Source organism: Ketobacter sp. GenoA1, from assembly GCF_003671475.1.
Taxonomy (GTDB): Bacteria; Pseudomonadota; Gammaproteobacteria; order Pseudomonadales; family Ketobacteraceae; genus Ketobacter.
The window spans coordinates 69,857-90,298 of sequence record NZ_RCHM01000030.1 but is presented as its reverse complement, the minus strand read 5'-3'; the positions used below and the strand labels follow the sequence as shown (position 1 = coordinate 90,298).

Sequence of the window (20,442 nt, the reverse complement as noted above, 5' to 3'; positions counted from 1 at the left end):
TTGAGAGTGGCCGGTAAATCCCCCTCAACTCGGCAGTTTTCGATCCGGATACCTCTATGAGATTGTGGTTCAGTACAGTATCAGCAACGGGCATAGCCCTGATTCCGGTGCTCATGGCGCTGGATTTTGGCTACTCCAGTGTAGGGGCCTGGGCCACCATACTGATTTTCGGGGTATTGCTGATTAAGGCAACCGTAACCGAGTCTGTGGACTTTCTCTATATTTCTGTCCTGTGTTTCTTCTATATCTTCATGATTCTGGCACCACTGCTGCAGATTGAGGTGGGTATCTTCCCCTGGGTGGATGCCTATACCACGGAGGATGTGGAAACATCGTGGTTAATTACGGCGGTGGCACTGGTGTTCTTCGAGTTGGGCTATCTGGGGTTGGGTACCTGGTACCGGGCCCCCAATACTGTGAAAATCCTTCCCACCCGGTTGATTTCACCGGTCGGGGCTTTCAACTTGTTTATGATCGCCCTGTTTTTTACCATTCTGGGGATTGCTTTCACCGGATTTGATGTGCTGTTTCTGCCCCGCAATAAGGCGACAACATTACTCGGGGAGAAGATGGGGGGCAGCACACACATCACCACCATGATCAACGCTCTGATGAGGGTTCCTCCCACCGTCATCATGTTGCTGTTTATGTACGATTTCTACAATCGGCTGGTGAGCGTATCGCGCAAACCCTGGTTGAACATCAATACTGTGTTCATGTTTCTGACCGTGGTTCTAGTGGCCGTTGTCAACAATCCTATTTCCACCGCCCGTTTCTGGGTGGGCGCTATTATCCTGACGGTCGTTCTGCTGGCTTTGTATGCCCGACGCAAAAATACTGCGTTTTTCTGGTTTACACTGAACCTGACATTGATGGTGGTGGTGTTCCCCATTGCGGATTTATATCGCAACACCCTCGACTTCAACATACTGGAAGACACGGTGGAGCTAAGCCCCGCCAAGGAACTCACGTACAACGCGGACTTCGATGCTTTTCAGCAACTGGTGAATGCCAAAGTGGTGGTGGACCACAACGGGGTTCAGTACGGCAGGCAGTTTGCCTCTTCCATACTGTTCTTTGTACCCCGCTTTGTCTGGCCGAATAAAGCGGAACCCACCGGCATGTACGTAGCCAACGACAGAAACTATTCCTTTGGCAATCTCTCGAGCCCGCTGATGGCAGAGTTTTATGTGGATGGCGGACTCATCGGCACTATTCTGGGTATGTTGCTGTTGGGATTGCTGTACCGCTATTTATTTGAATTGTCCAAACGGCGAACCATATTGATTGGTTGCTTTTATTGCTTCTTCGCCACCTATCAGTTCTACTTTTTGCGCGGCAGCCTGATGACCGTGTCGAACTATATGCTGGTGGCATTGGCATTTTTGGGCGGAATTTATCTGTTTCGGAATTTAATCTTCATGAAGGATATCTCAGACGGGGCAGACGGGGTTTTTACTCATGGTCACCAGGTTTGAACAGAGGTTTGAAAATGCTTTTTCTCGTTGACCTACCGAAACCGGTTCACGGCATGTCCACCATTAATAGTCTGGTGCTCGATCAGGTGCAGAGTCAGAACATAAGGTGTCATACCATCAATACGGTACCTTCTTATGCGGCCAAATTGTTTAACACGCCGTTATGGTTACCTTTAAAGATTCTGCATACACTGGTGTGTCTGCTGCGGTTGATTGCCTACGGCATTGTGCATCCCCGAAGCCTGGTATACCGTTCCGTGAATGGCGGCATCGGTCAGCTTTTTGATATTTTCTATTTCAGCATCTGTCGCTGCTTCGGAATGAAACTGTACATTCATCATCACTCTTTCAGTTACCTGAACCGCTACAGTGGGTTGTTTCGTCTGATCAACCGGATTGCCGGAAGCAACGCGGTTCATATCGTATTGGGCGAGGATATGAAAGACAAACTGGTAGCGCTGTACCACATTGACCACAGACAGATTCGGGTACAATCCAACCTTGCGTTTTTTTCCGAGCAGGCGCATCCGGGGGCGGCAACCCAGACAGATCGCCTGGTTATAGGCCATCTTGCCAATCTTACTTTCGACAAGGGACTGGATACCTTTGTGGAGGTCTGTTACGCACTGGCGGCTCGTAATATTCCGTTTGAGGCGCACATCGCGGGCCCGGTATCGGACCCCAATGTAAAAGCAGTCATTCATAAGGCCCAGGCAGACCTGGAACAGGTTAGCTACATCGGGCCACTGTACGGAACCGACAAGGATCAGTTCTACCAAAAACTGGATGCGTTTATTTTTCCCACCAAGTACGTTAACGAAGCCGAACCCCTGGTTCTGTACGAAGCTGCCCATCACGGTGCCCTATTGATCGGTACACAACGGGGCTGCATGAAAAAAGTGATTGCTTCACTGGGCGGGTACAGTCTCTCGGAAAGCCCGTCCCTATCCGAAGCCATCGCGGATATCCTGAGTGAATCCCATACCAGGCAGGTCTTCAGCGCGTCGGATCGGCAACACCGGGCCAAACGCTTTTTTTCCACGTTGAACCATTCCCGGCAATCCTTGAATAACCTTATCACGGAGTTTTCTTCTTAATCTATGTACCAGGATCTAAACAGTTTCAAACTCAAACCCGGCGAACGGGGCCGCTCTGCCTGGATTGTTCAGCTGTGGTGGATTGTGCAACCGGTTTTGTTCGGTATGTCACCACAGTTTATGTTCGGCTGGCGCCGTTTTCTGCTCAGGTTGTTTGGCGCCAGGATTGGGAAAGGCGTATTGATTCGACCCAGTGCCCGTATTACCTATCCATGGAAGATCGAGATCGGCGATTACAGCTGGATTGGCGACAATACCATGTTGTATTCCCTTGGCCTCATCAGCATCGGCCGCAATGTTGTGGTATCACAATCTTCTTACCTGTGTACCGGCACCCACGATTATACCGTTCCCAGTTTTGATTTGATCACCAAACCCATTGTGATAGAAGATGAAGCCTGGGTCGCCACGGATGTGTTTGTTGCGCCAGGAGTGACCATCGGTAAAGGTGCCATTATTGCCGCTCGCAGTACCGTCACCAAGGATATTGAAAGCCTTTATATCTACCGGGGTAATCCAGCAAAGAAAGTCAGGCAACGGATTATGTTTGACGAAGTGAAACTGGATGCGGGTTAAACCCGCGCCGGTGCTCTCTTCAAACTGTAATACAACGCCAAACCGAAAATCACTGTGCAGACGCCCTGAACCCAGGTGTAAACGTACACCACATTCAAGGCCCCCAGGCTACCGAACACCGGCATCAGGAATGCAATAATAGCGGTGTTGATCACGGAATAGGTCAGGACAATCTTTTTTCTGCCAAACGCATAGGATGATTCCATATAGAAAATACACAGTGATGAAAACGGCGTGAACAATAAGAACGCCCGGTATACTTCCACCACCAGGTCACGTGCTGTGAGTTCAATGTTGGCAAAGAAGCTGATGATGTCGATGATGATCGGCGCCAGCAACCAGATCACGACGGAGGCCGCTGCCGATAAAAGAAAAATCCTTAATGACCCGTTACTGATTTTTGCTGCCAACTGCTGATCATCGGTGCTGGTTTTCAGCCTGCTGAAATCCGGGAATATGATGGTAACCACGGCTATGACCGGCAGCAGACCCACCATGAACAGTTTAAAGGCCAACATATACAGCACAATAGTGCCTTCACCCAACTCGGATAACACCCGGTTAACCGATAGATGCTTTCCCAACTCCGCCGCTACCAGGATCAATTGCGGCATCAGTGCCAACAATGAGGTATAGAGTGTGTGTTTCAATGGCGGGGCTTCACCCTGCGGATACGTTCTGAGCCAGACTTTCATGCATTGCCACGACATCAACAACAACATACACAGCAAACCCGTACTGGTGGCCAGCTCCAGTAATTGAAATTGGGTGGACGGTTCTGAAGCCCGGTAGCCAAAGCACAAAACCGCAATCAGAATCGTGGAGTTCAGTATTAAGGTGGCAACCGGCTGCCCCCAGAACACACCGTGAAAATTCAGTATCGCTGTCATCGCACCCATCACGATCAACAGACCAAAGCCGCAGGTCGCCACCTGCACCATATGCGCTGACTGGGATCGGATGCCGGCATCAAACCCAGGTGCCAAAAACTGCAACATCTGATCCGGCAGTACCAAACCAATAAACAGGATAGGGCTCAATATGAGCAGCACCTGCATGGTAAAATAGAAGGCGAACACCAGGCCTTCACGATCCTGGTTTCTTGCTCTGAATTGAGCCAGCTTGGGGATAAGCGCATATTTCAACAATTGCGACGTCACCACGCCCTGTCCCATCAGCATAAACGTCATCAGCGCGCGGAATGAATCCAACACAGCCCCCGCAGAGAATACCCGGATTAAGGTGATTTCCAGGATCATGCCAACAATGGGACTGAGGTAGAGAAGCAATGCAAGTGAGGCACCTTTTCTTACCACGCGGTGACTCGTTAATTTGCGCAATCGATCTCTCATTGAATTCGTTTCTCCAGCAACGGTTGTCTCGCTCACGCCATATTCCCTATAGGGTGCCTGATGATTGGGTAGCAGTGTTCATCATATTGATCGGTCTGCGGTGACCACAAGATTATCAACAAACAGTTTTGACCGTATTTCCGGCGCTGCAATACTGTCGATCAGTAAACCGGTTGCCGAGGCAACCTTCACATCCGCAATGGACAGAGTTTCCCGCACCACCACGCCGTTGCCGTCCCTTAGACTCAATCTCCAAACAGCCGGGGCATTGTTCCGGGGTGACGTTGCGCTCAGTTCCATCCGATACCAGGTATTCAGGGTAATGTTCACCTTACAACGATTCGATTGCGTCATCAGTACCAGGCAGGCAGCTCCGTCTTTTTTACCCAACAGATGCAACAAGGGTATGGGTTTACCGGCGTCTTGCAGAATACTGAAAACAAACGCCAACGACTGCGAACCCTTTGGTGTTGCTTTCACGTCAAATTGAATCCGGAAGGATTCTGATTCTGCCTTGGGGAAAGAAAACCCAATACCACCATTCTCCACCGAGCTTTGATCCTCCAGAACATAAGCACCGTTATCCGTCAGGGGTTCAAAGGGGGATTTTTCCATCAGATTGAGAATGCGTACCTGCTTACCAAAGTCTGTGTTGAGCCAGGGCCAACTGACCGCATTTGTTCCGGCTTGTGGGTTGATTCGGCGGCTGGTTTCACCTCGATAAATCAAGTTGGAAATTTCCACCTGGTTACGTATTCGGGTACCGCTTTTGATGCTCTGAACCAGCTGACCATTTCGCAGCAAGGCAAAATAAGGCGTACCGGATTGCATTGGAATTTTGAAGCTGACCATGCCGGCATCTACGTCTTTACGCTCCACTTTCTCATCAATGCCAATCAGAAGCGTACCCGGCTCAGTTAAAAATCCCAGTAATTCGATTTCGTTCTTGGCCGGATAACCGAAACGCGGATTCATTCTATCCAGCCCCGGAAACGTTGTGCTGGCCTGCCAGGGTTGGTTTCGATAAAAGGCATACAGGGCATCACGCCGGATTGGGGGTTTGCCCTGTTTAAACCAATGGATGTAGTAGGCGGTCAAGTCATAAAACGCATAACCGGTTTCCGTCGAGGGGGCGATTTCGGTGGATTCTGAGTAATCATTCCAGGTGATGATGTGCACCCAATCTGCATCGGCGTTAATGGTTGACTCCCACATGCGGCGGTAGGCTTCACTGTTATTGGCCTCGGTAAAAATGGACGATTTGGGTCGCATGTCCTGCGGCGCCACCGGACTCATCACCAAAAGATTTTCTTTGTGCATTCGTTGCAGCCTTTCCTGCAGCCGGTCTGCTCCCAGCGGCGTTCTGGGGCCCCATTCTGAAATACCGCTTAACACAGATCTGGTGTCGGACTTCAGCTGTTGACGAAAATTCTGCCATTGCTTTGTCATATCGTGAAACACCGGCACAAAAGCAATGGGCACACCCGCCGCATTCAGCTGGGCGATTACATCCGCCCACCATTGGGGGCTTTGGTTCTCCGCCATATAGGGCGCCACCACCAAACGCCCGTCCTGCAGCCGATGGGCATTGGAATACTGATCAAGGTATTTCAGTAAAGGCACAAGGTATTCGGGCTCGGCTTTAAACTGAGCGTTCATGTCCGGCATGATCAGAATGGTAAAATCCTGTTCCTCCGCCACCTGTAACAGGCGCAAAGTTTGTTGCCACAGTTGGCCGTGCAGGCTCAGAATATTGACGGCGAACCCATCGATGCCGATGGCCTTTGCCAATTGGATTTCATGCCGTAAGTCACTCAGCCTGAAATGCTCTTTACCGGCAAGCGGTACCCGTGGCAGCGGTCGTTGGCGTAACAAACCACCTTTGTTGAGAAATTTGTCGTTTTCCCCATGCGGGTTCAGGTAATGTTTGTTGTAATAACTGTGATCCCCACTGCGGTTATTAATACTCACCGGATAAGGTAAAAAGTAGTGGGCAAACACCTTTTTGTTCGACTGGACAGCAGGCGATGACCCATTGGGATCAAACGGCAGGTGATGGCCAAACCAATTGTTTTGTTGTGAGATGGACTGCGCGGTTGCGACTGATGGTAAGGCCAGATTCAGCCCCGCCAGAATCAATACACTCACAAGAAACATCGTTTTGTTCATGGACTTGCCTCAACCAGACCCTGAGCCATTAACACTGAATTTCCGCAAACCGACCATGGGTAAGGTATTCAGGCACTACTAGTGTGCTTATATCATACGATATGTGGAAATTTAGGGCACAGCAGCGGGACTCACGATGATGTTGACCCTGTCTGTCACCCTTAAAGTACAACGTAATAGAGTTGCAAGAGACTGGCCAATTTGTCAGCTTGAGACAAATGAAGGGAGCCTGTTCTACTTACCGATACAGAAACTGGAAAATATCCGCCCCAGTAGATCATCCGGTGTAAACCGTCCGGTTATTTCCCCCAGATGTTCCTGTGCCAGACGCAGATCCTCGGCCAGCAGCTCACCGGCGCCGGCCGAGACCAATTGGTGACGGCCTTGTTCCAATGCAGAACTCGCCCGTTGCAGGGCATCAATGTGGCGTTGGCGCGCGGTAAAACTGCCCTCACTGTCACCCACATATCCCATGGCGGATTTCAGGTGTTGCCGCAAGGCCTCCACTCCATCCCCGGTTTTAGCGGAAAGCGGGATGACAGTATTACCCTGTTCATCCATCACCAACGGAGTGGACACCAAATCCATTTTGTTCAGTACCAGCGTCAGGGGGATCTGGTGGGGAATCTGATCATAGAATTCCGGCCACAGGGCCTGGGGAGACAAGTCTTCACTGGTCACCTCGGTGGCATCCACCAACATAATCACGCGATCCGCCTGCTCTATTTCCTGCCAGGCCCGGCGGATTCCTTCCTGTTCCACTTCATCCGGGCTGTCCCGCAATCCCGCTGTGTCCGTTATGTGCAACGGCATACCATCCAGATGAATATGTTCGCGCAACACATCGCGGGTGGTGCCGGCAATGGCGGTGACGATAGCGGAATCACGGCCCGACAGCGCATTGAGCAAACTGGATTTGCCGGCATTGGGTTTGCCTGCCAATACCACTTTCATGCCTTCCTTCATCAACACACCACGGTTGGCTTCGCGGAAGACCTGTTCCAACTGTTGTATGATGCCGTCCAGATCCCTAAGCACCTTGCCATCGGCAAGGAAATCGATTTCCTCTTCAGGAAAATCAATGGCCGCTTCCACGTACATGCGCAAGGCGATCAGCTGTTCTACCAAGGTGTTGACCTGATCCGAAAACGCCCCCTGCAGGGAACGCAGGGCGCCACGGGCGGCCTGCTCGGACGACGAATCAATCAGATCGGCAATGGCCTCTGCCTGGGCCAGATCGATTTTATCGTTAAGAAAGGCCCGCTCGGAGAATTCGCCGGGCCTTGCCACCCGTGCGCCCAGGGCCACCACCTGATTCAACAGACTGGCCATCACCACCGGGCCACCATGGCCCTGCAGTTCCACCACGTCTTCACCGGTAAAGGAATTAGGGCCGGGGAAGAACAACACTAACCCTTCGTCTATGACCTGGCCTTCAGCATCATGAAAGCGGGCAAAGTGGGCATAACGGGGTTGCAACGCCAGGCTGCGTTTACACAGGGTGCGGGCAATCGTGTAGGCTTGCGGCCCCGATAGCCGCACGATACCCACGCCACCCCGGCCAGGCGGTGTAGCCTGTGCCGCGATGGTGTCGTTATCTAATGCACGAAGTGTGTCATTCATAAGGCAAAACCGGCGTGGTGACACGCAGGTGATTTATCTAGGTGCTGGCACCGGATTCGATGCGTTTGGTGATCACATATTGCTGGGTAATGGAGAGGATATTGTTGGTAACCCAGTACAATACCAGCCCCGCCGGGAACCACAGGAACATCACCGTAAACAGGATCGGCATCATCTTCATTACCTTGGCCTGCATGGGATCCGGTGGTGCCGGGTTCAGCATCTGCTGTACCCACATACTGGCACCCATGATCAGTGGCAACACAAACCAGGGGTCCATCACCGACAGGTCTTCGATCCACAACAGGAAAGGCGCCTGCCGTAGCTCCACGCTTTCCAGCAGAGCCCAGTATAACGCCAGGAAAACAGGCATCTGGATCAGAATCGGCAGGCAGCCACCCAGCGGATTGATTTTCTCTTTCTTATAGAGATTCATCATTTCCTGGGACAGTTTCTGGCGATCATCACCATATTGCTCGCGGATGCGGGTCAACTCCGGGGCCACTTTGCGCATTTTTGCCATGGATTTGTAGCTGAGGGCGGAGGGATAGAAGAAAATCAATTTCACCAACATGGTCAGCATGATGATGGCAAAGCCCCAGTTACCGGTCCAGGAATGGAACATTTCCAGGAACCAGAACAGAATTTCTGAAATGAAAAACAGAGGCCCGAAGTCAATGGCCAGATCCAGGCCCTTGCCCGGCACCAGCGCTTTCAGGGTTTTCTGGATTTTGGGCCCGGCGTAAAAACGGGCGCTGAAGGTATGGGATTCACTCGGCGCAACCACTGCTTTCGGTGTGGTGAAGCCGATGATATTGAAGCCCTTGGCTACCCGGGTGGAATAATGATGGGTCTGATCCTGATCCGGAATCCAGGCGCTCATGAAGTAATGCTGGATCATGGCCAGCCAGCCACCGGGAATCTGTTTGTTGAGGGGGGCTTCGGCCATATCCTCGAAGCTGATCTTGTTGTACGCCTTTTCCTGATCCCAGTAGGCACCGCCGAGGAAGGTGGGCAGACCAAATCCCACTGCAGAGTTCAAACCGGGATCCTCACTGCTATCCCGCTTGATCTGACCATACATAAGCCCTTGCCAGGTCTGGTCACTGTTATTCTCCACCGTCATATTGACGTCAATGACATAACTGCCCGCTTCAAACTTGAACTCTTTGTTGATGAGGGCGCCGTTATCCTGCTGAAAACGCAAGGTGACGGTAAGGGTCTCACCCTCCATTCGGTAACGGTTCTGCTCACTGGAGTAACGGGGCCGCCCCTCTTTGCTGCCATCAGGTCCATTGGGCCCGATCAAACCACTTTGGGAAATATAGGTATGGGCATCATTGGATTGCAGCAGGGTAATGGGTACATCGGGGGTACTGAGCTGGGCTGGATAATCCTTCAGCCCCACATAGACTATGTCACCGCCCAGTGGGTTGATTTTCACCGACAGCACATCCGTATCCACTTCAATTAACCCCTGGGTTGGGGTCAGGGTGTCCGGTTGCGGCGCACTGCTGGTTACGGTGGGATCAACCGGCACATCTGCAGTGGAAGCGTTGCTCACTTCAGTGGGAACATCGCCCGTGCCATCCTGTGGATAACTTTGTGAATAAGATTCTGCCTGCTCGGCCAGAGGTGCATCCACGTAATCTTTCTGCCATTGCAGAATCATCATGTAAGAAACCACTGCCAGGGCAGCAATCAATAACGTTCGTTGCCAGTCCATCTTTCACTTACTGTCTGTCGGATTGAATTCAGGTTGGTCAGGTCCGCGGCAGCAACGGGCGCCCGGTACGGGATCGTAACCGCCAGCGTGCCATGGGTGACATTTAGATAGCCGCCGCAAGGTTAACAGGCTGCCGCGCGCAAAGCCATAGTGTTGAATCGCTTCCTGGGCATAGGTGGAACAGGTGGGTTCGAAACGGCAATGGGGCGGCATCAACGGGCTGATAGCCAGTCGATAGAATTTCAGCAGCAGTAACGCGATCTGTTTCAGAATGCCCCCTAGCCGAAGCTCAATGCCTGGCTTGCGCTTTGCGGTCTGGCTGGTGATTATGACATCGCTGTATCAGTCGGGGCCAGTATTTATCCAGCTCCGAGGCCAGTTCCTGGGGTTCCATGGCGCGGCTGCCGGGACGGGCGAGCACCACAATATCAAGTCCGGTGAGTTGATCCTGGGCCAGTCGAAAGCGGGTGCGAACGATGCGTTTGAAAGTATTTCGATCTACTGCCCGTTTGAGGTGCTTTTTCGCAACGACCAAACCCAGCCTGGCAGGTTGCTCGGGCTGGGTTTTGCTTGCTAGCAGCAGGAAGGCGGAATGACTGACACGACCATCGGTTTGGTCAAATACGCGCTTGAATTGCGCGGGTGTCAGTAGACGCTGGTGACGTTGAAACGAAAATGGGCTCACGCCACCGATTCAGCGCTTACGCAGACAGACGCTGACGGCCTTTGGCGCGACGACGAGCCAGAACTTTACGACCGTTTTTAGTCGCCATGCGAGCACGAAATCCGTGAGTACGCTTGCGCTTCAGGTTGCTGGGTTGGAATGTTCTTTTCATGATTCGATCGCTCTGAGTGTTCAAGTGTCGCCGCGGGTGTGGCTTACACCAGGACGGCACCATGGGAAAAAGAGGCGCAATTCTACGGTTAAGTTTGAACACTGTCAATGCATGGAATTGGAAAGGTTTTTCCACAATCCACAGGTCGTAATAATAAATAATATATAGATAGAAAAAAGATTATGGTTATTGTTACTAGGCTTGATGTTTTCTGTGGATAAGCTTAATAAAAGTTTTAAAAACATGATCTTATATTCATAATAACACTGTGGCCGAAAACGGTATTAACTGATCAGAAGCTGATGACGTAATTGTGGATAAGTAAGTTGATGTGGTTATACCCAATTTGGTACCCATCCTATACCCCCGTTCATGCAGGTTTTGTCCACAGGTAAATTCATATGATTCGTCAAGGAGTTGGGGAAGAAAAAACTCACTTTCTTCTGTGGATAAGTCACCATTCGGGGTATATCATTCTTCTTTCATTCTGATTTCTACTGCTGATATCACTGGGGGCTGGCCAAGTGGTAAGTTCGCTATGGCATCAATGCCTTGATCGACTACAAGAAGAATTACCCTCGCAACAATTCAACATGTGGATCCGACCGCTTCAGGCAGAAGTGGACGGTGTGCAATTGCGCCTGCTGGCACCCAACCGGTTTGTGCTGGATTGGGTTAATGAGAAGTTTCTGGGCCGCATCTCTGAGTTGATGAAAGAATTAACCCTGGATGAGGAACCCATGAATGTGGTGTTGGCCATCGGTTCCCGCCAGTCCAGGCCAACCCCTTCCAATGTGGACACCACCACCGGGCGCTCCGGGCGTTCGGTAACGGTTGTGGAGCACGCCGTCAGCCAACGTGCTGCCGTTGCAGCGGGTAATAAAGGCAATAGCATCAAGGAAAACCGCCCACGGGAAGTGGACATGGGCGGCACCATCAAACACAAGACCAATCTTAACCCCGCCTTCACCTTTACCAGTTTTGTGGAAGGCAAATCCAACCAATTGGCCCGGGCCGCCGCCACTCAGGTGGCCGAGAATCCCGGTCAGGCCTATAACCCCCTGTTTCTGTACGGCGGGGTTGGTCTGGGTAAAACCCACTTGATGCACGCAGTGGGTAATTTCATGATGACCCAGAACCCTAACGCTAAAGTGGTGTACCTGCACTCGGAGCGTTTTGTGGCCGATATGGTGAAGGCACTGCAGATCAACGCCATCAATGAATTCAAGCGCTTTTATCGGTCTGTGGACGCGTTGTTGATCGACGATATTCAGTTTTTTGCTGGTAAAGAGCGTTCTCAAGAGGAATTCTTCCACACCTTTAATGCACTGCTTGAGGGTGGGCAGCAAATGATCCTCACCAGCGACCGCTATCCGAAGGAAATCAGTGGTGTGGAGGAACGCCTGAAGAGCCGTTTTGGTTGGGGCCTGACTGTGGCTGTGGAACCTCCCGAATTGGAAACCCGGGTTGCCATATTGATGAAAAAGGCTGAGGAAGCAAAAATCAATTTGCCGGACGAAGCTGCTTTCTTCGTCGCCCAGCGGGTGCGCTCCAACGTGCGTGAACTGGAAGGTGCCCTGAAGCGGGTTATTGCCAACGCCCATTTCACCGGTAAGCCTATTTCCCTGGAGTTTGTTAAAGAATCGTTGAAGGATTTGCTGGCGTTGCAGGAAAAGCAGGTCAGTATTGATAATATTCAGAAAACAGTGGCTGAATATTTTAAGATCAAGATTGCGGACATATTATCCAAGCGTCGCAGCCGCTCGGTGGCAAGGCCAAGGCAGATCGCCATGGCGCTGGCCAAGGAGCTGACCAATCACAGCTTGCCCGAAATTGGGGATGCCTTTGGTGGCCGTGATCACACAACGGTATTGCATGCTTGCCGCAAGATTAAGGAGCTGCGGGAAAGCAGTTCTGATGTGCGTGAAGATTATACAAATTTATTGAGGTTGCTAACATCATAAGTTAGCACTAACTAACCTTTGGGATTGGTTATGAACTTTACCATAGAGCGTGAAAAATTATTAAGACCATTGCAGCAGGTGGCCGGTGTGGTGGAGCGGCGCCAGACGCTACCCGTGTTGTCTAATGTACTATTGGTTGTGGATGGCGATACGCTGTCGTTGACCGGCACGGACCTGGAAGTGGAACTGGTTGCCCACATCCCCCTGGATAACCAATACGATCACGCTGAAATCACGGTGCCGGCCAAGAAATTACTGGATATTTGCAAATCGTTACCCGACGAAAGCACGATCCAGTTTGTCACGGACGAACAAAAGTTGATGGTGAAATCCGGGCGCAGCCGCTTCAGTCTGGCGACTCTGCCGTCCAATGAGTTTCCCAATCTTGAGGAGACCGACGGTAATGTTACCTTCTCCATTAATCAGGGTTATCTGAAGTCAGTAATCGACCGTACCGGGTTTGCCATGGCCCAGCAGGATGTGCGTTTTTATCTAAATGGCATGTTGTTTGAGGTATCCACTAACCTGCTCAAGGCGGTATCCACAGACGGTCACCGCCTGGCGTTGTGTAACGCCGAGATTCAGGTAGAAGTTGAGAGCCCCATTCAAGCCATTGTTCCCCGAAAAGGGGTGCTGGAGCTGGCCAAGTTATTTGCTGATGTGGACTCTGACGTGTCCGTGGCATTGAGCCCCAACCATATTCGCGTTGAGAGCACCGATTTACGGTTTACGTCAAAATTAATAGACGGCAAGTTCCCGGACTACGAGCGGGTGTTGCCCAAGAATAGTGACAAGACGGTTCTTAGCGACAAGAATGAGATGAAGCAATGCTTTTCCCGTGTGTCCATTCTTTCCAATGAGAAATACCGTGGTGTTCGCTTGCGGCTGGTGAGTGGAAGCTTAACCACCGTGGCCAATAACCCGGAGCAGGAAGAAGCGGAAGAAACCATCAACGTCGATTACGAAGGCAACGAGTTGGAGATTGGTTTTAACGTTAACTATTTGCTGGATGTCATGAATGTGATACGCAGTGAAACGGTCAAGATCCAGTTGGCCGATTCCAACAGCAGCGCTTTGGTGACGGATGCCACTGACGATTCTGCCATGTACGTTGTAATGCCCATGCGTCTGTAGGGTCCTCATGCGGCTGTCCTTCCTGGAGATTACCAATGTGCGTAATCTCCAGCATGTTTCCATCGATCCCAATCCCCGTACTAATTTTATCGTTGGCCCCAATGGCAGTGGAAAAACCAGCTTCTTGGAGGCCATCTCGCTGCTGTCCAATGGACGATCTTTTCGTGCCCCCGATGCTAAAAAGCTGATTCGCAAAGAAGCCAAAGAATTTGTCGTGTTCAGTACCGTTTATTCCGAGCGTTTTGGTACGGCTAGAGTGGGGTTCTCCAAGGATACTGCAGGCAATACCACAGCCCGTATTGATGGTAAGACTCAGAATCGCGTCTCCGCATTGGCCAAGCTCGTCCCTTCTATTTCCATTGATACCACCTCGATAGAGCTCATTGAGGGAGGTCCGTCTTCACGCCGTGGTATGTTGGATTGGGGAATGTTTCACGTGGAACATTCCTTTATGGAAATCTGGATTCACTACCGGGATTCGTTACGGCAAAAGAACGCCCTGCTTAAACATTCAAAAAGCATCAAGGTTTCGGATCTTCGACATTGGAATTCCGTGATGGCCCGCTACGGGGCGCGGCTACATAAGGAACGCTGTGCCTACGCGGACGTACTGGAACAACAATTGAATCGTATACTGTCCGCGTATTTTGATGTGCATGAACCTGTTCAATTACGGTACAGGCCGGGTTGGCCTATGGATCAGGTGCCGGATTTCGCTGATTGCCTTAATATCAAGGTTGAAACAGAGGTTGAGCGCAGGAGCTGCCTGTACGGTCCACACAGGGCGGATTTGGATATCCTGTGGCAGGGTACATTGGCTAAAGATATATGCTCCAGAGGGCAGAAAAAGCTGGTATTATACGGTGTTAGGCTGGCTCAGATCGCTTTGATGATAGAGCGTACCGGAGTGTCACCGTTGATTCTATTGGATGATCTTCCTGCTGAGCTTGATCAAAAGAATATCAAGAATGTAATTCGATTTTTAAAAGAGTTTCCATGCCAGGCGTTTATTACCGCCATCAACGACCAATCGATTACGGATGAAATCCTGTCATCACTGGAAGAACACAAGATGTTCCACGTGGAACATGGAACCTTTACCGAAACACGCTGATACAGAACCCGGAGCACACCGCACTTATGTCTGATGATTCCAATAACACCTATGATTCATCCAATATCAAAGTATTAAAAGGCTTGGATGCTGTCCGGAAACGTCCGGGCATGTACATCGGTGATACTGATGACGGAACAGGTCTCCACCACATGGTATTCGAAGTGGTAGACAACTCCATCGATGAAGCATTGGCTGGCCACTGCACCGAGATTCGGGTAGTCATCCATCCGGACGAATCCATCTCCGTATCGGATAACGGTCGTGGCATACCAGTTGATATTCACCCCGAAGAAGGCAGATCTGCGGCCGAAGTCATCATGACAGTGCTCCATGCCGGCGGTAAATTCGATGACAATTCCTATAAGGTGTCGGGAGGCCTGCACGGTGTAGGGGTATCCGTGGTTAACGCCCTGTCCACGAAACTGAAAATCACCATCCGCCGGGAAGGCAAAGTATGGGAGCAACACTACCAGGATGGTGTTCCCGAAGCTCCCCTGGCGCCGGTGGGGGATACGGACAGCACCGGTACTGAATTACACTTTTGGCCTTCCTCTGAAACCTTTACTAATATCAAGTTCTCCCACGACATACTGGCAAAACGCTTGCGAGAACTGTCATTCCTCAATTCCGGTGTACGCATTGTGCTGGTGGATGAGCGTTCCGGTGAAGAAGATGTTTTCCAATATGAGGGTGGTTTGTCCGCCTTTGTATCGTACCTGAACCAGAATAAGACCCCACTTAACCAGGTATTCTACTTCCAGGGCAGCCGGGAAGACGAAGGCATCACCGTGGAAGTTGCGTTGCAATGGAATGATTCCTACCAGGAAAATATCTATTGCTACACCAATAACATCCCCCAGCGGGACGGTGGCACCCACCTGGCTGGATTCCGGGCCGCCCTCACCCGCTGCTTGAATTCGTACATCGAAAAAGAAGGCTTACAGAAGAAGGCAAAAGTCAGTACCAGTGGCGATGATGCCCGGGAAGGGCTCACCGCCATCGTGTCGGTAAAAGTGCCGGACCCCAAGTTTTCATCCCAAACCAAAGACAAATTGGTGTCTTCTGAGGTTAAAGGGGTGGTGGAACAGCATATGATGGAGCGCATGCAGGATTATCTGCTGGAAAACCCCAACGACGCCAAAATAATCTGCAACAAGATCATTGATGCAGCCCGGGCCCGCGACGCAGCCCGCCGAGCCCGGGAAATGACCCGACGCAAAGGTGTTCTGGATATTGCGGGATTGCCCGGTAAGTTGGCGGATTGTCAGGAGAAAGACCCGGCGCTGTCGGAACTGTACCTGGTGGAGGGTGATTCTGCGGGAGGATCGGCCAAGCAGGGCCGTAACCGTAAAACCCAGGCTATTCTGCCCCTGAAAGGTAAGATTCTGAATGTAGAAAAAGCCCGCTTTGACAAGATGCTTTCCTCCGCTGAGGTGGGCACGTTGATTACCGCCATGGGCTGTGGCATTGGTAAGGATGAGTACGATCCGGATAAATGTCGTTACCACTCCATCATCATTATGACGGACGCGGATGTGGACGGTTCCCACATTCGCACCCTGTTGCTGACCTTCTTCTTCCGGCAAATGCCGGAGGTGATCGAACGTGGCTATGTCTACATCGCCCAACCACCTCTGTATAAAATCAAGAAAGGCAAGCAGGAACAGTACCTTAAAGACGACGCAGCGCTGGAAAACTACCTCACACAAAGCGCCCTGGACGAAGCCTCCCTGCACGTAAATGCGGAAGCACCGGGTATTAGCGGCTCCGCTTTGGAAGAGTTGGTGAAAGAATACCGTACTGTCTATAAGCGTATCGATCGACTGTCACGGGTCTACCCTGCCTTTGTGTTGGAACAACTGATCTACTCCCCTACTCTGTATGAAGCTGATCTGACCCAATCAGAAACAGTGGCAAAGTGGAGCCTGCAGCTGAATGCCCATTTGGCAGGTAAATCACCGGCCACAGAACGCTATGAAGTCAGTACGTTTGAAGACCAGGAGCGCCATATATTTCTTCCCAAGATTCTGCAGGTGGCTCATGGAGTGCCCACGGAATACATACTCTCCAGGGAATTTCTGGTATCGGATGATTACAAAGCCATTGCCACCTTGGGCGAAAAATTAATGACGCTGTTGGAAGAAGGGGCCTATATCAAGCGTGGCGAAAAGACACAACCTGTGGATAGTTTTGACCAGGCATTGAGTTGGCTGATGACGGAATCCAAACGGGGCCACGCGATCCAACGCTACAAAGGGTTGGGGGAAATGAACCCGGATCAACTGTGGGAAACCACCATGGACCCGGAAACGCGACGTATGCTTCAGGTTACCATCGAGGACGCCATTGCGGCTGATCAAATATTCACCACATTGATGGGGGATCAGGTCGAGCCGCGCCGAGACTTTATAGAAACCAATGCGCTGAATGTTTCCAACCTGGATGTTTAGAAAGTACTTGTGGGATCTCATAATTCGTGAACTGAGGTCTCACAATCGTGAATTGGCGTCTCGTAATTCGTCGACTGGCACACTGTAATGCAAATGATACAGCAACCTAAATTATTTAGATTGCTGTTACTGAAAGCACACATTAGTAACATGTTCAAATTTCTTGGTAGTGTCGACCTAGAAATCTATTAGCTTTTGTGAAAGATGCTCTTTTGTAATTATCTAAATTAAGCTTTTGAGTATTATAGTCCGTGGAGTTATAGCCATTATTTGGGTGGGGAATCTATGAAGTAGGTACCGAAAGGCTGATTCATAGGAATAGTCGCTCTGTGAGTTACGAGAGCTTGGGGCTATTCAGGGGGCACCCTTGTGCTTGTTCGAAATTATTCTATAAATTCAATTGGTTATGAGGGGATCATCTCGTTTTCTTATAAGCACTTGTCTGCCCACCTACGAAAACTTGTTGTTATAGTCCCATAATGGGACTATAGTTGGCAATATGAGAATCATCGCACTGTCGACACTGAAAGCCTTCTGGGAAGAAAGCCCGGAGTATATGGATGCAAAGGAGCCAACATTAGCTTGGCACCGTCATACCTTGCATGCCGATTGGAGCTCACCTGCCGAGGTAAAGCAGGACTTCAGGAATGCCAGCATCCTTAAAGATGGTCGGGTGGTGTTCAATATTGCAGGGAACAAGTACCGACTGGTGGTCTGGATCAACTACGCCTATCGAGTTGTATACATCCGCTTTATTGGCACTCATGCGCAGTATGACAAGATTGACGTACAAACTATTTAGTTGCCCAAGAAGTAGAAACGAAAGGTAAAGACTATGGACATCAAACCCATTAAAACTGATGCCGACTACCGAGCGGCATTAAAAGAAATAGAAGGCCTGATGATGGCTGGCCCAGACACACCTGAAGGTGAGAAGCTGGATATCATGGTCACCCTGATTGAGGCTTATGAGGCCAGGCATTTTCCGATGGATTTGCCCGACCCTGTAGAAGCGATCAAATTTGAAATGGAACGCAAAGGCTTAACCGTTAAAGATCTGGAGCCCATGATCGGAAAAAGCAACCGAGTTTACGAGATTCTCAATCACAAACGCTCGCTGACTTTGAAGATGATCTGGAAACTGCATGAGGGCCTGGGCATTCCGGCAGAGTCGTTGATAAAACCACCACAAGCGCATGCCTAATCGTTCAGATAAATTTCGGGACATCTCCAACATTGATGCGAGGTTGAATGAGCTTGAGCGGGAAAAGCAGCAACTCATAGCTCTCAGGGAAGAACTGTTAAAATCCAAGCCAATACCTGCTGTTTCAGGCTCCTTCTCTACAAAACAAAAAAAAGCAATTTTCAGAGGCCTGTTCCATGGCCGCATTGATATTTTTGCCAACCGCTGGCAGAATCAACAAGGACGAAGTGGCTATGCTGTGGCTTGTAACAACGAGTGGGTAAAAGGGATCTGTAACAAACCACGTATCAAATGCCAGGATTGTTCTCACCGCCAATTTAGTGAATTAAACGATCAGGTTATTTATCGCCACTTGGCTGGACAGCAGATAGTTGGCCTCTACCCGTTACTCCAGGATAATACCTGCTTTCTACTGGCTGTCGATTTCGATAAAGGCAACTGGCAAGACGAAGTAAAAGCGATGTCCAGAGCCTGCACCGAATATAACGTACCTCACGCAGTAGAGATTTCCCGCTCTGGAAACGGCGCGCACCTCTGGATATTTTTTGATGACAAAGTTCCCGCCAACGAAGCTCGCTTATTGGGTTTTGGCCTGCTCGATAAGGCGATGGAGATTTACCCTAACCTGTCTTTCGATTCTTATGACAGGCTGTTTCCCAATCAGGATATTCTTCCCGAAGGAGGGTTTGGCAATTTAATTGCACTACCACTGCAACGCGAAGCGAGACTCGCAGGCAATAGCTCATTTGTTGATGCAGAATTAAATATCATTGACGATCAATGGCAGTATCTTTCGCGGATAAAGCGTCTGTCCAAGCAGGATTTAAGCACGCTAATTTCGCAGATTTCCTCAAACGTAAGCCTGATGTCAGATCAGAACATCACCGATACCCGGCCGCCGTGGGAAATAACCGCTAAATCCAAACCCCTGACGCTTGAACCCCCTCCTCAGCAAGTTACCGTAACCTTGGCCAACCACGTGTATTTTGCGATGAAGGAACTACCAAGCGCACTTTCAGCCAGATTAAGACGATTGGCCAGCTTTTCAAATCCAGTTTTCTTTAAAACACAGGCGCTTCGATTTTCGACTCATGGCATTCCTCGATTTATTTCCTGTGCACGTATTGAAAATGGTTATCTGGCATTGCCACGCGGATGCCTGGACGATGCTCTCGAATTATTGAAAGAGAACAATATAGAGGTCCAAATCGATGACAAGCGTGAGCTTGGCGCCAGGCTTTCAGGTATAAAACCATTATTAACCTTGAGAAAAAACCAACAGTCTGCCGTAAAGGAAATGTGCAGACATGAATCTGGCATACTGCATGCCCCCACAGCGTTTGGAAAAACCGTCACGGCTATCGGAATGATTGCCAAGCGCAAAGTCAACACACTGATTCTGGTGCACAGCCGCCAACTGCTTGACTAATGGCAGGAAAGACTACGCTCATTTTTGCCGGAAGCGGAGATCGGTGTCATACGGGGTGGAAAGAAAAAGCCAACCGGCGTTATTGATATCGCGACGTATCAAAGCCTGATTAACAAGAAAGACAATACCATTTCCCCCATGGTTCAGGATTACGGACATGTGATCGTCGACGAATGTCACCATGTATCCGCGCCACGCTTTGAAATGGTGTTAAACGAAATTCGGGCGAAATACGTGCTTGGTCTTACAGCCACACCGGAAAGACAGGACGGCCACCAAAAGATCAT

16 protein-coding genes and 1 pseudogene are annotated in these 20,442 nt (G+C 50.4%); 10 read left to right on the top strand and 7 right to left on the bottom strand.

Annotated elements, in window-relative coordinates; translation table 11 throughout:
• Nucleotides 1-56 precede the first annotated feature (56 nt).
• Genes wzy through D9N13_RS12475 form a run of 3 tightly spaced genes read left to right on the top strand, consistent with a single transcriptional unit; the run spans nt 57 to nt 3,151 of the window.
• A complete protein-coding gene (wzy, locus tag D9N13_RS12485; protein WP_290590374.1) occupies nt 57-1,478 on the top strand; it encodes an O-antigen polysaccharide polymerase Wzy in 1,422 nt (473 codons plus the stop codon).
• Nucleotides 1,479-1,531: 53 nt separating this feature from the next.
• The gene (locus D9N13_RS12480) at nt 1,532-2,575 is read left to right on the top strand and encodes a glycosyltransferase family 4 protein (protein ID WP_290590371.1); all 1,044 of its coding nucleotides are present in this window, start codon (nt 1,532-1,534) and stop codon (nt 2,573-2,575) included.
• Between the two features lie 3 nt (nt 2,576-2,578).
• On the top strand, nt 2,579-3,151 hold the full coding sequence (locus D9N13_RS12475; RefSeq protein ID WP_290590368.1) for a putative colanic acid biosynthesis acetyltransferase: 573 nt from the start codon (nt 2,579-2,581) through the stop codon (nt 3,149-3,151).
• Here D9N13_RS12475 and D9N13_RS12470 read toward each other — a convergent pair.
• The 7 genes from D9N13_RS12470 to rpmH all read right to left on the bottom strand — a co-directional run bounded on the left by D9N13_RS12470 (nt 3,148) and on the right by rpmH (nt 10,857).
• The gene (locus D9N13_RS12470) at nt 3,148-4,503 is read right to left on the bottom strand and encodes a lipid II flippase MurJ (protein ID WP_290590365.1); all 1,356 of its coding nucleotides are present in this window, start codon (nt 4,501-4,503) and stop codon (nt 3,148-3,150) included. The genes D9N13_RS12475 and D9N13_RS12470 overlap by 4 nt on opposite strands.
• A gap of 81 nt (nt 4,504-4,584) precedes the next feature.
• Complete coding sequence (locus D9N13_RS12465) at nt 4,585-6,672, bottom strand: glycoside hydrolase family 71 protein (RefSeq protein WP_290590361.1); 2,088 nt, start codon at nt 6,670-6,672, stop codon at nt 4,585-4,587.
• Between the two features lie 234 nt (nt 6,673-6,906).
• On the bottom strand, nt 6,907-8,295 hold the full coding sequence (mnmE, locus tag D9N13_RS12460) for a tRNA uridine-5-carboxymethylaminomethyl(34) synthesis GTPase MnmE (RefSeq protein WP_290590358.1): 1,389 nt from the start codon (nt 8,293-8,295) through the stop codon (nt 6,907-6,909).
• Between the two features lie 37 nt (nt 8,296-8,332).
• Complete coding sequence (gene yidC, locus D9N13_RS12455; RefSeq protein ID WP_290590356.1) at nt 8,333-10,021, bottom strand: membrane protein insertase YidC; 1,689 nt, start codon at nt 10,019-10,021, stop codon at nt 8,333-8,335.
• A 3-nt stretch (nt 10,022-10,024) separates the two neighbouring features.
• On the bottom strand, nt 10,025-10,291 hold the full coding sequence (gene yidD / locus D9N13_RS12450) for a membrane protein insertion efficiency factor YidD (protein ID WP_317622503.1): 267 nt from the start codon (nt 10,289-10,291) through the stop codon (nt 10,025-10,027).
• Between the two features lie 19 nt (nt 10,292-10,310).
• A complete protein-coding gene (rnpA, locus tag D9N13_RS12445) occupies nt 10,311-10,706 on the bottom strand; it encodes a ribonuclease P protein component (RefSeq protein WP_290590353.1) in 396 nt (131 codons plus the stop codon).
• Nucleotides 10,707-10,722: 16 nt separating this feature from the next.
• On the bottom strand, nt 10,723-10,857 hold the full coding sequence (gene rpmH / locus D9N13_RS12440; protein WP_290590349.1) for a 50S ribosomal protein L34: 135 nt from the start codon (nt 10,855-10,857) through the stop codon (nt 10,723-10,725).
• 524 nt (nt 10,858-11,381) lie between these two features.
• On the opposite strand from rpmH, the gene dnaA reads away from it, so the two are divergent.
• The 7 genes and pseudogenes from dnaA to D9N13_RS12405 form a co-directional block, all read left to right on the top strand.
• Nucleotides 11,382-12,821, top strand: a complete 1,440-nt coding sequence (gene dnaA, locus D9N13_RS12435) for a chromosomal replication initiator protein DnaA (RefSeq protein ID WP_290590346.1) — start codon at nt 11,382-11,384, stop codon at nt 12,819-12,821.
• Between the two features lie 30 nt (nt 12,822-12,851).
• Nucleotides 12,852-13,955 (top strand): DNA polymerase III subunit beta, encoded by a 1,104-nt coding sequence (gene dnaN / locus D9N13_RS12430; protein WP_290590343.1) that lies wholly within the window; start codon nt 12,852-12,854, stop codon nt 13,953-13,955.
• 7 nt (nt 13,956-13,962) lie between these two features.
• The gene (gene recF, locus D9N13_RS12425; RefSeq protein ID WP_290590340.1) at nt 13,963-15,069 is read left to right on the top strand and encodes a DNA replication/repair protein RecF; all 1,107 of its coding nucleotides are present in this window, start codon (nt 13,963-13,965) and stop codon (nt 15,067-15,069) included.
• A 26-nt stretch (nt 15,070-15,095) separates the two neighbouring features.
• A complete protein-coding gene (gyrB, locus tag D9N13_RS12420; RefSeq protein WP_290590338.1) occupies nt 15,096-17,522 on the top strand; it encodes a DNA topoisomerase (ATP-hydrolyzing) subunit B in 2,427 nt (808 codons plus the stop codon).
• A 499-nt stretch (nt 17,523-18,021) separates the two neighbouring features.
• Nucleotides 18,022-18,324 carry a type II toxin-antitoxin system HigB family toxin gene (locus D9N13_RS12415; RefSeq protein ID WP_290590335.1) on the top strand — a complete coding sequence of 101 codons (303 nt, stop codon included), beginning with the start codon at nt 18,022-18,024 and terminating at the stop codon, nt 18,322-18,324.
• A 33-nt stretch (nt 18,325-18,357) separates the two neighbouring features.
• The gene (locus tag D9N13_RS12410) at nt 18,358-18,726 is read left to right on the top strand and encodes a type II toxin-antitoxin system HigA family antitoxin (RefSeq protein WP_290590332.1); all 369 of its coding nucleotides are present in this window, start codon (nt 18,358-18,360) and stop codon (nt 18,724-18,726) included.
• Nucleotides 18,719-20,407 (top strand): annotated as a pseudogene (locus tag D9N13_RS12405) (TOTE conflict system archaeo-eukaryotic primase domain-containing protein); the annotation flags it as partial. The gene D9N13_RS12410 and the pseudogene D9N13_RS12405, both read left to right, overlap by 8 nt.
• Nucleotides 20,408-20,442 lie beyond the last annotated feature (35 nt).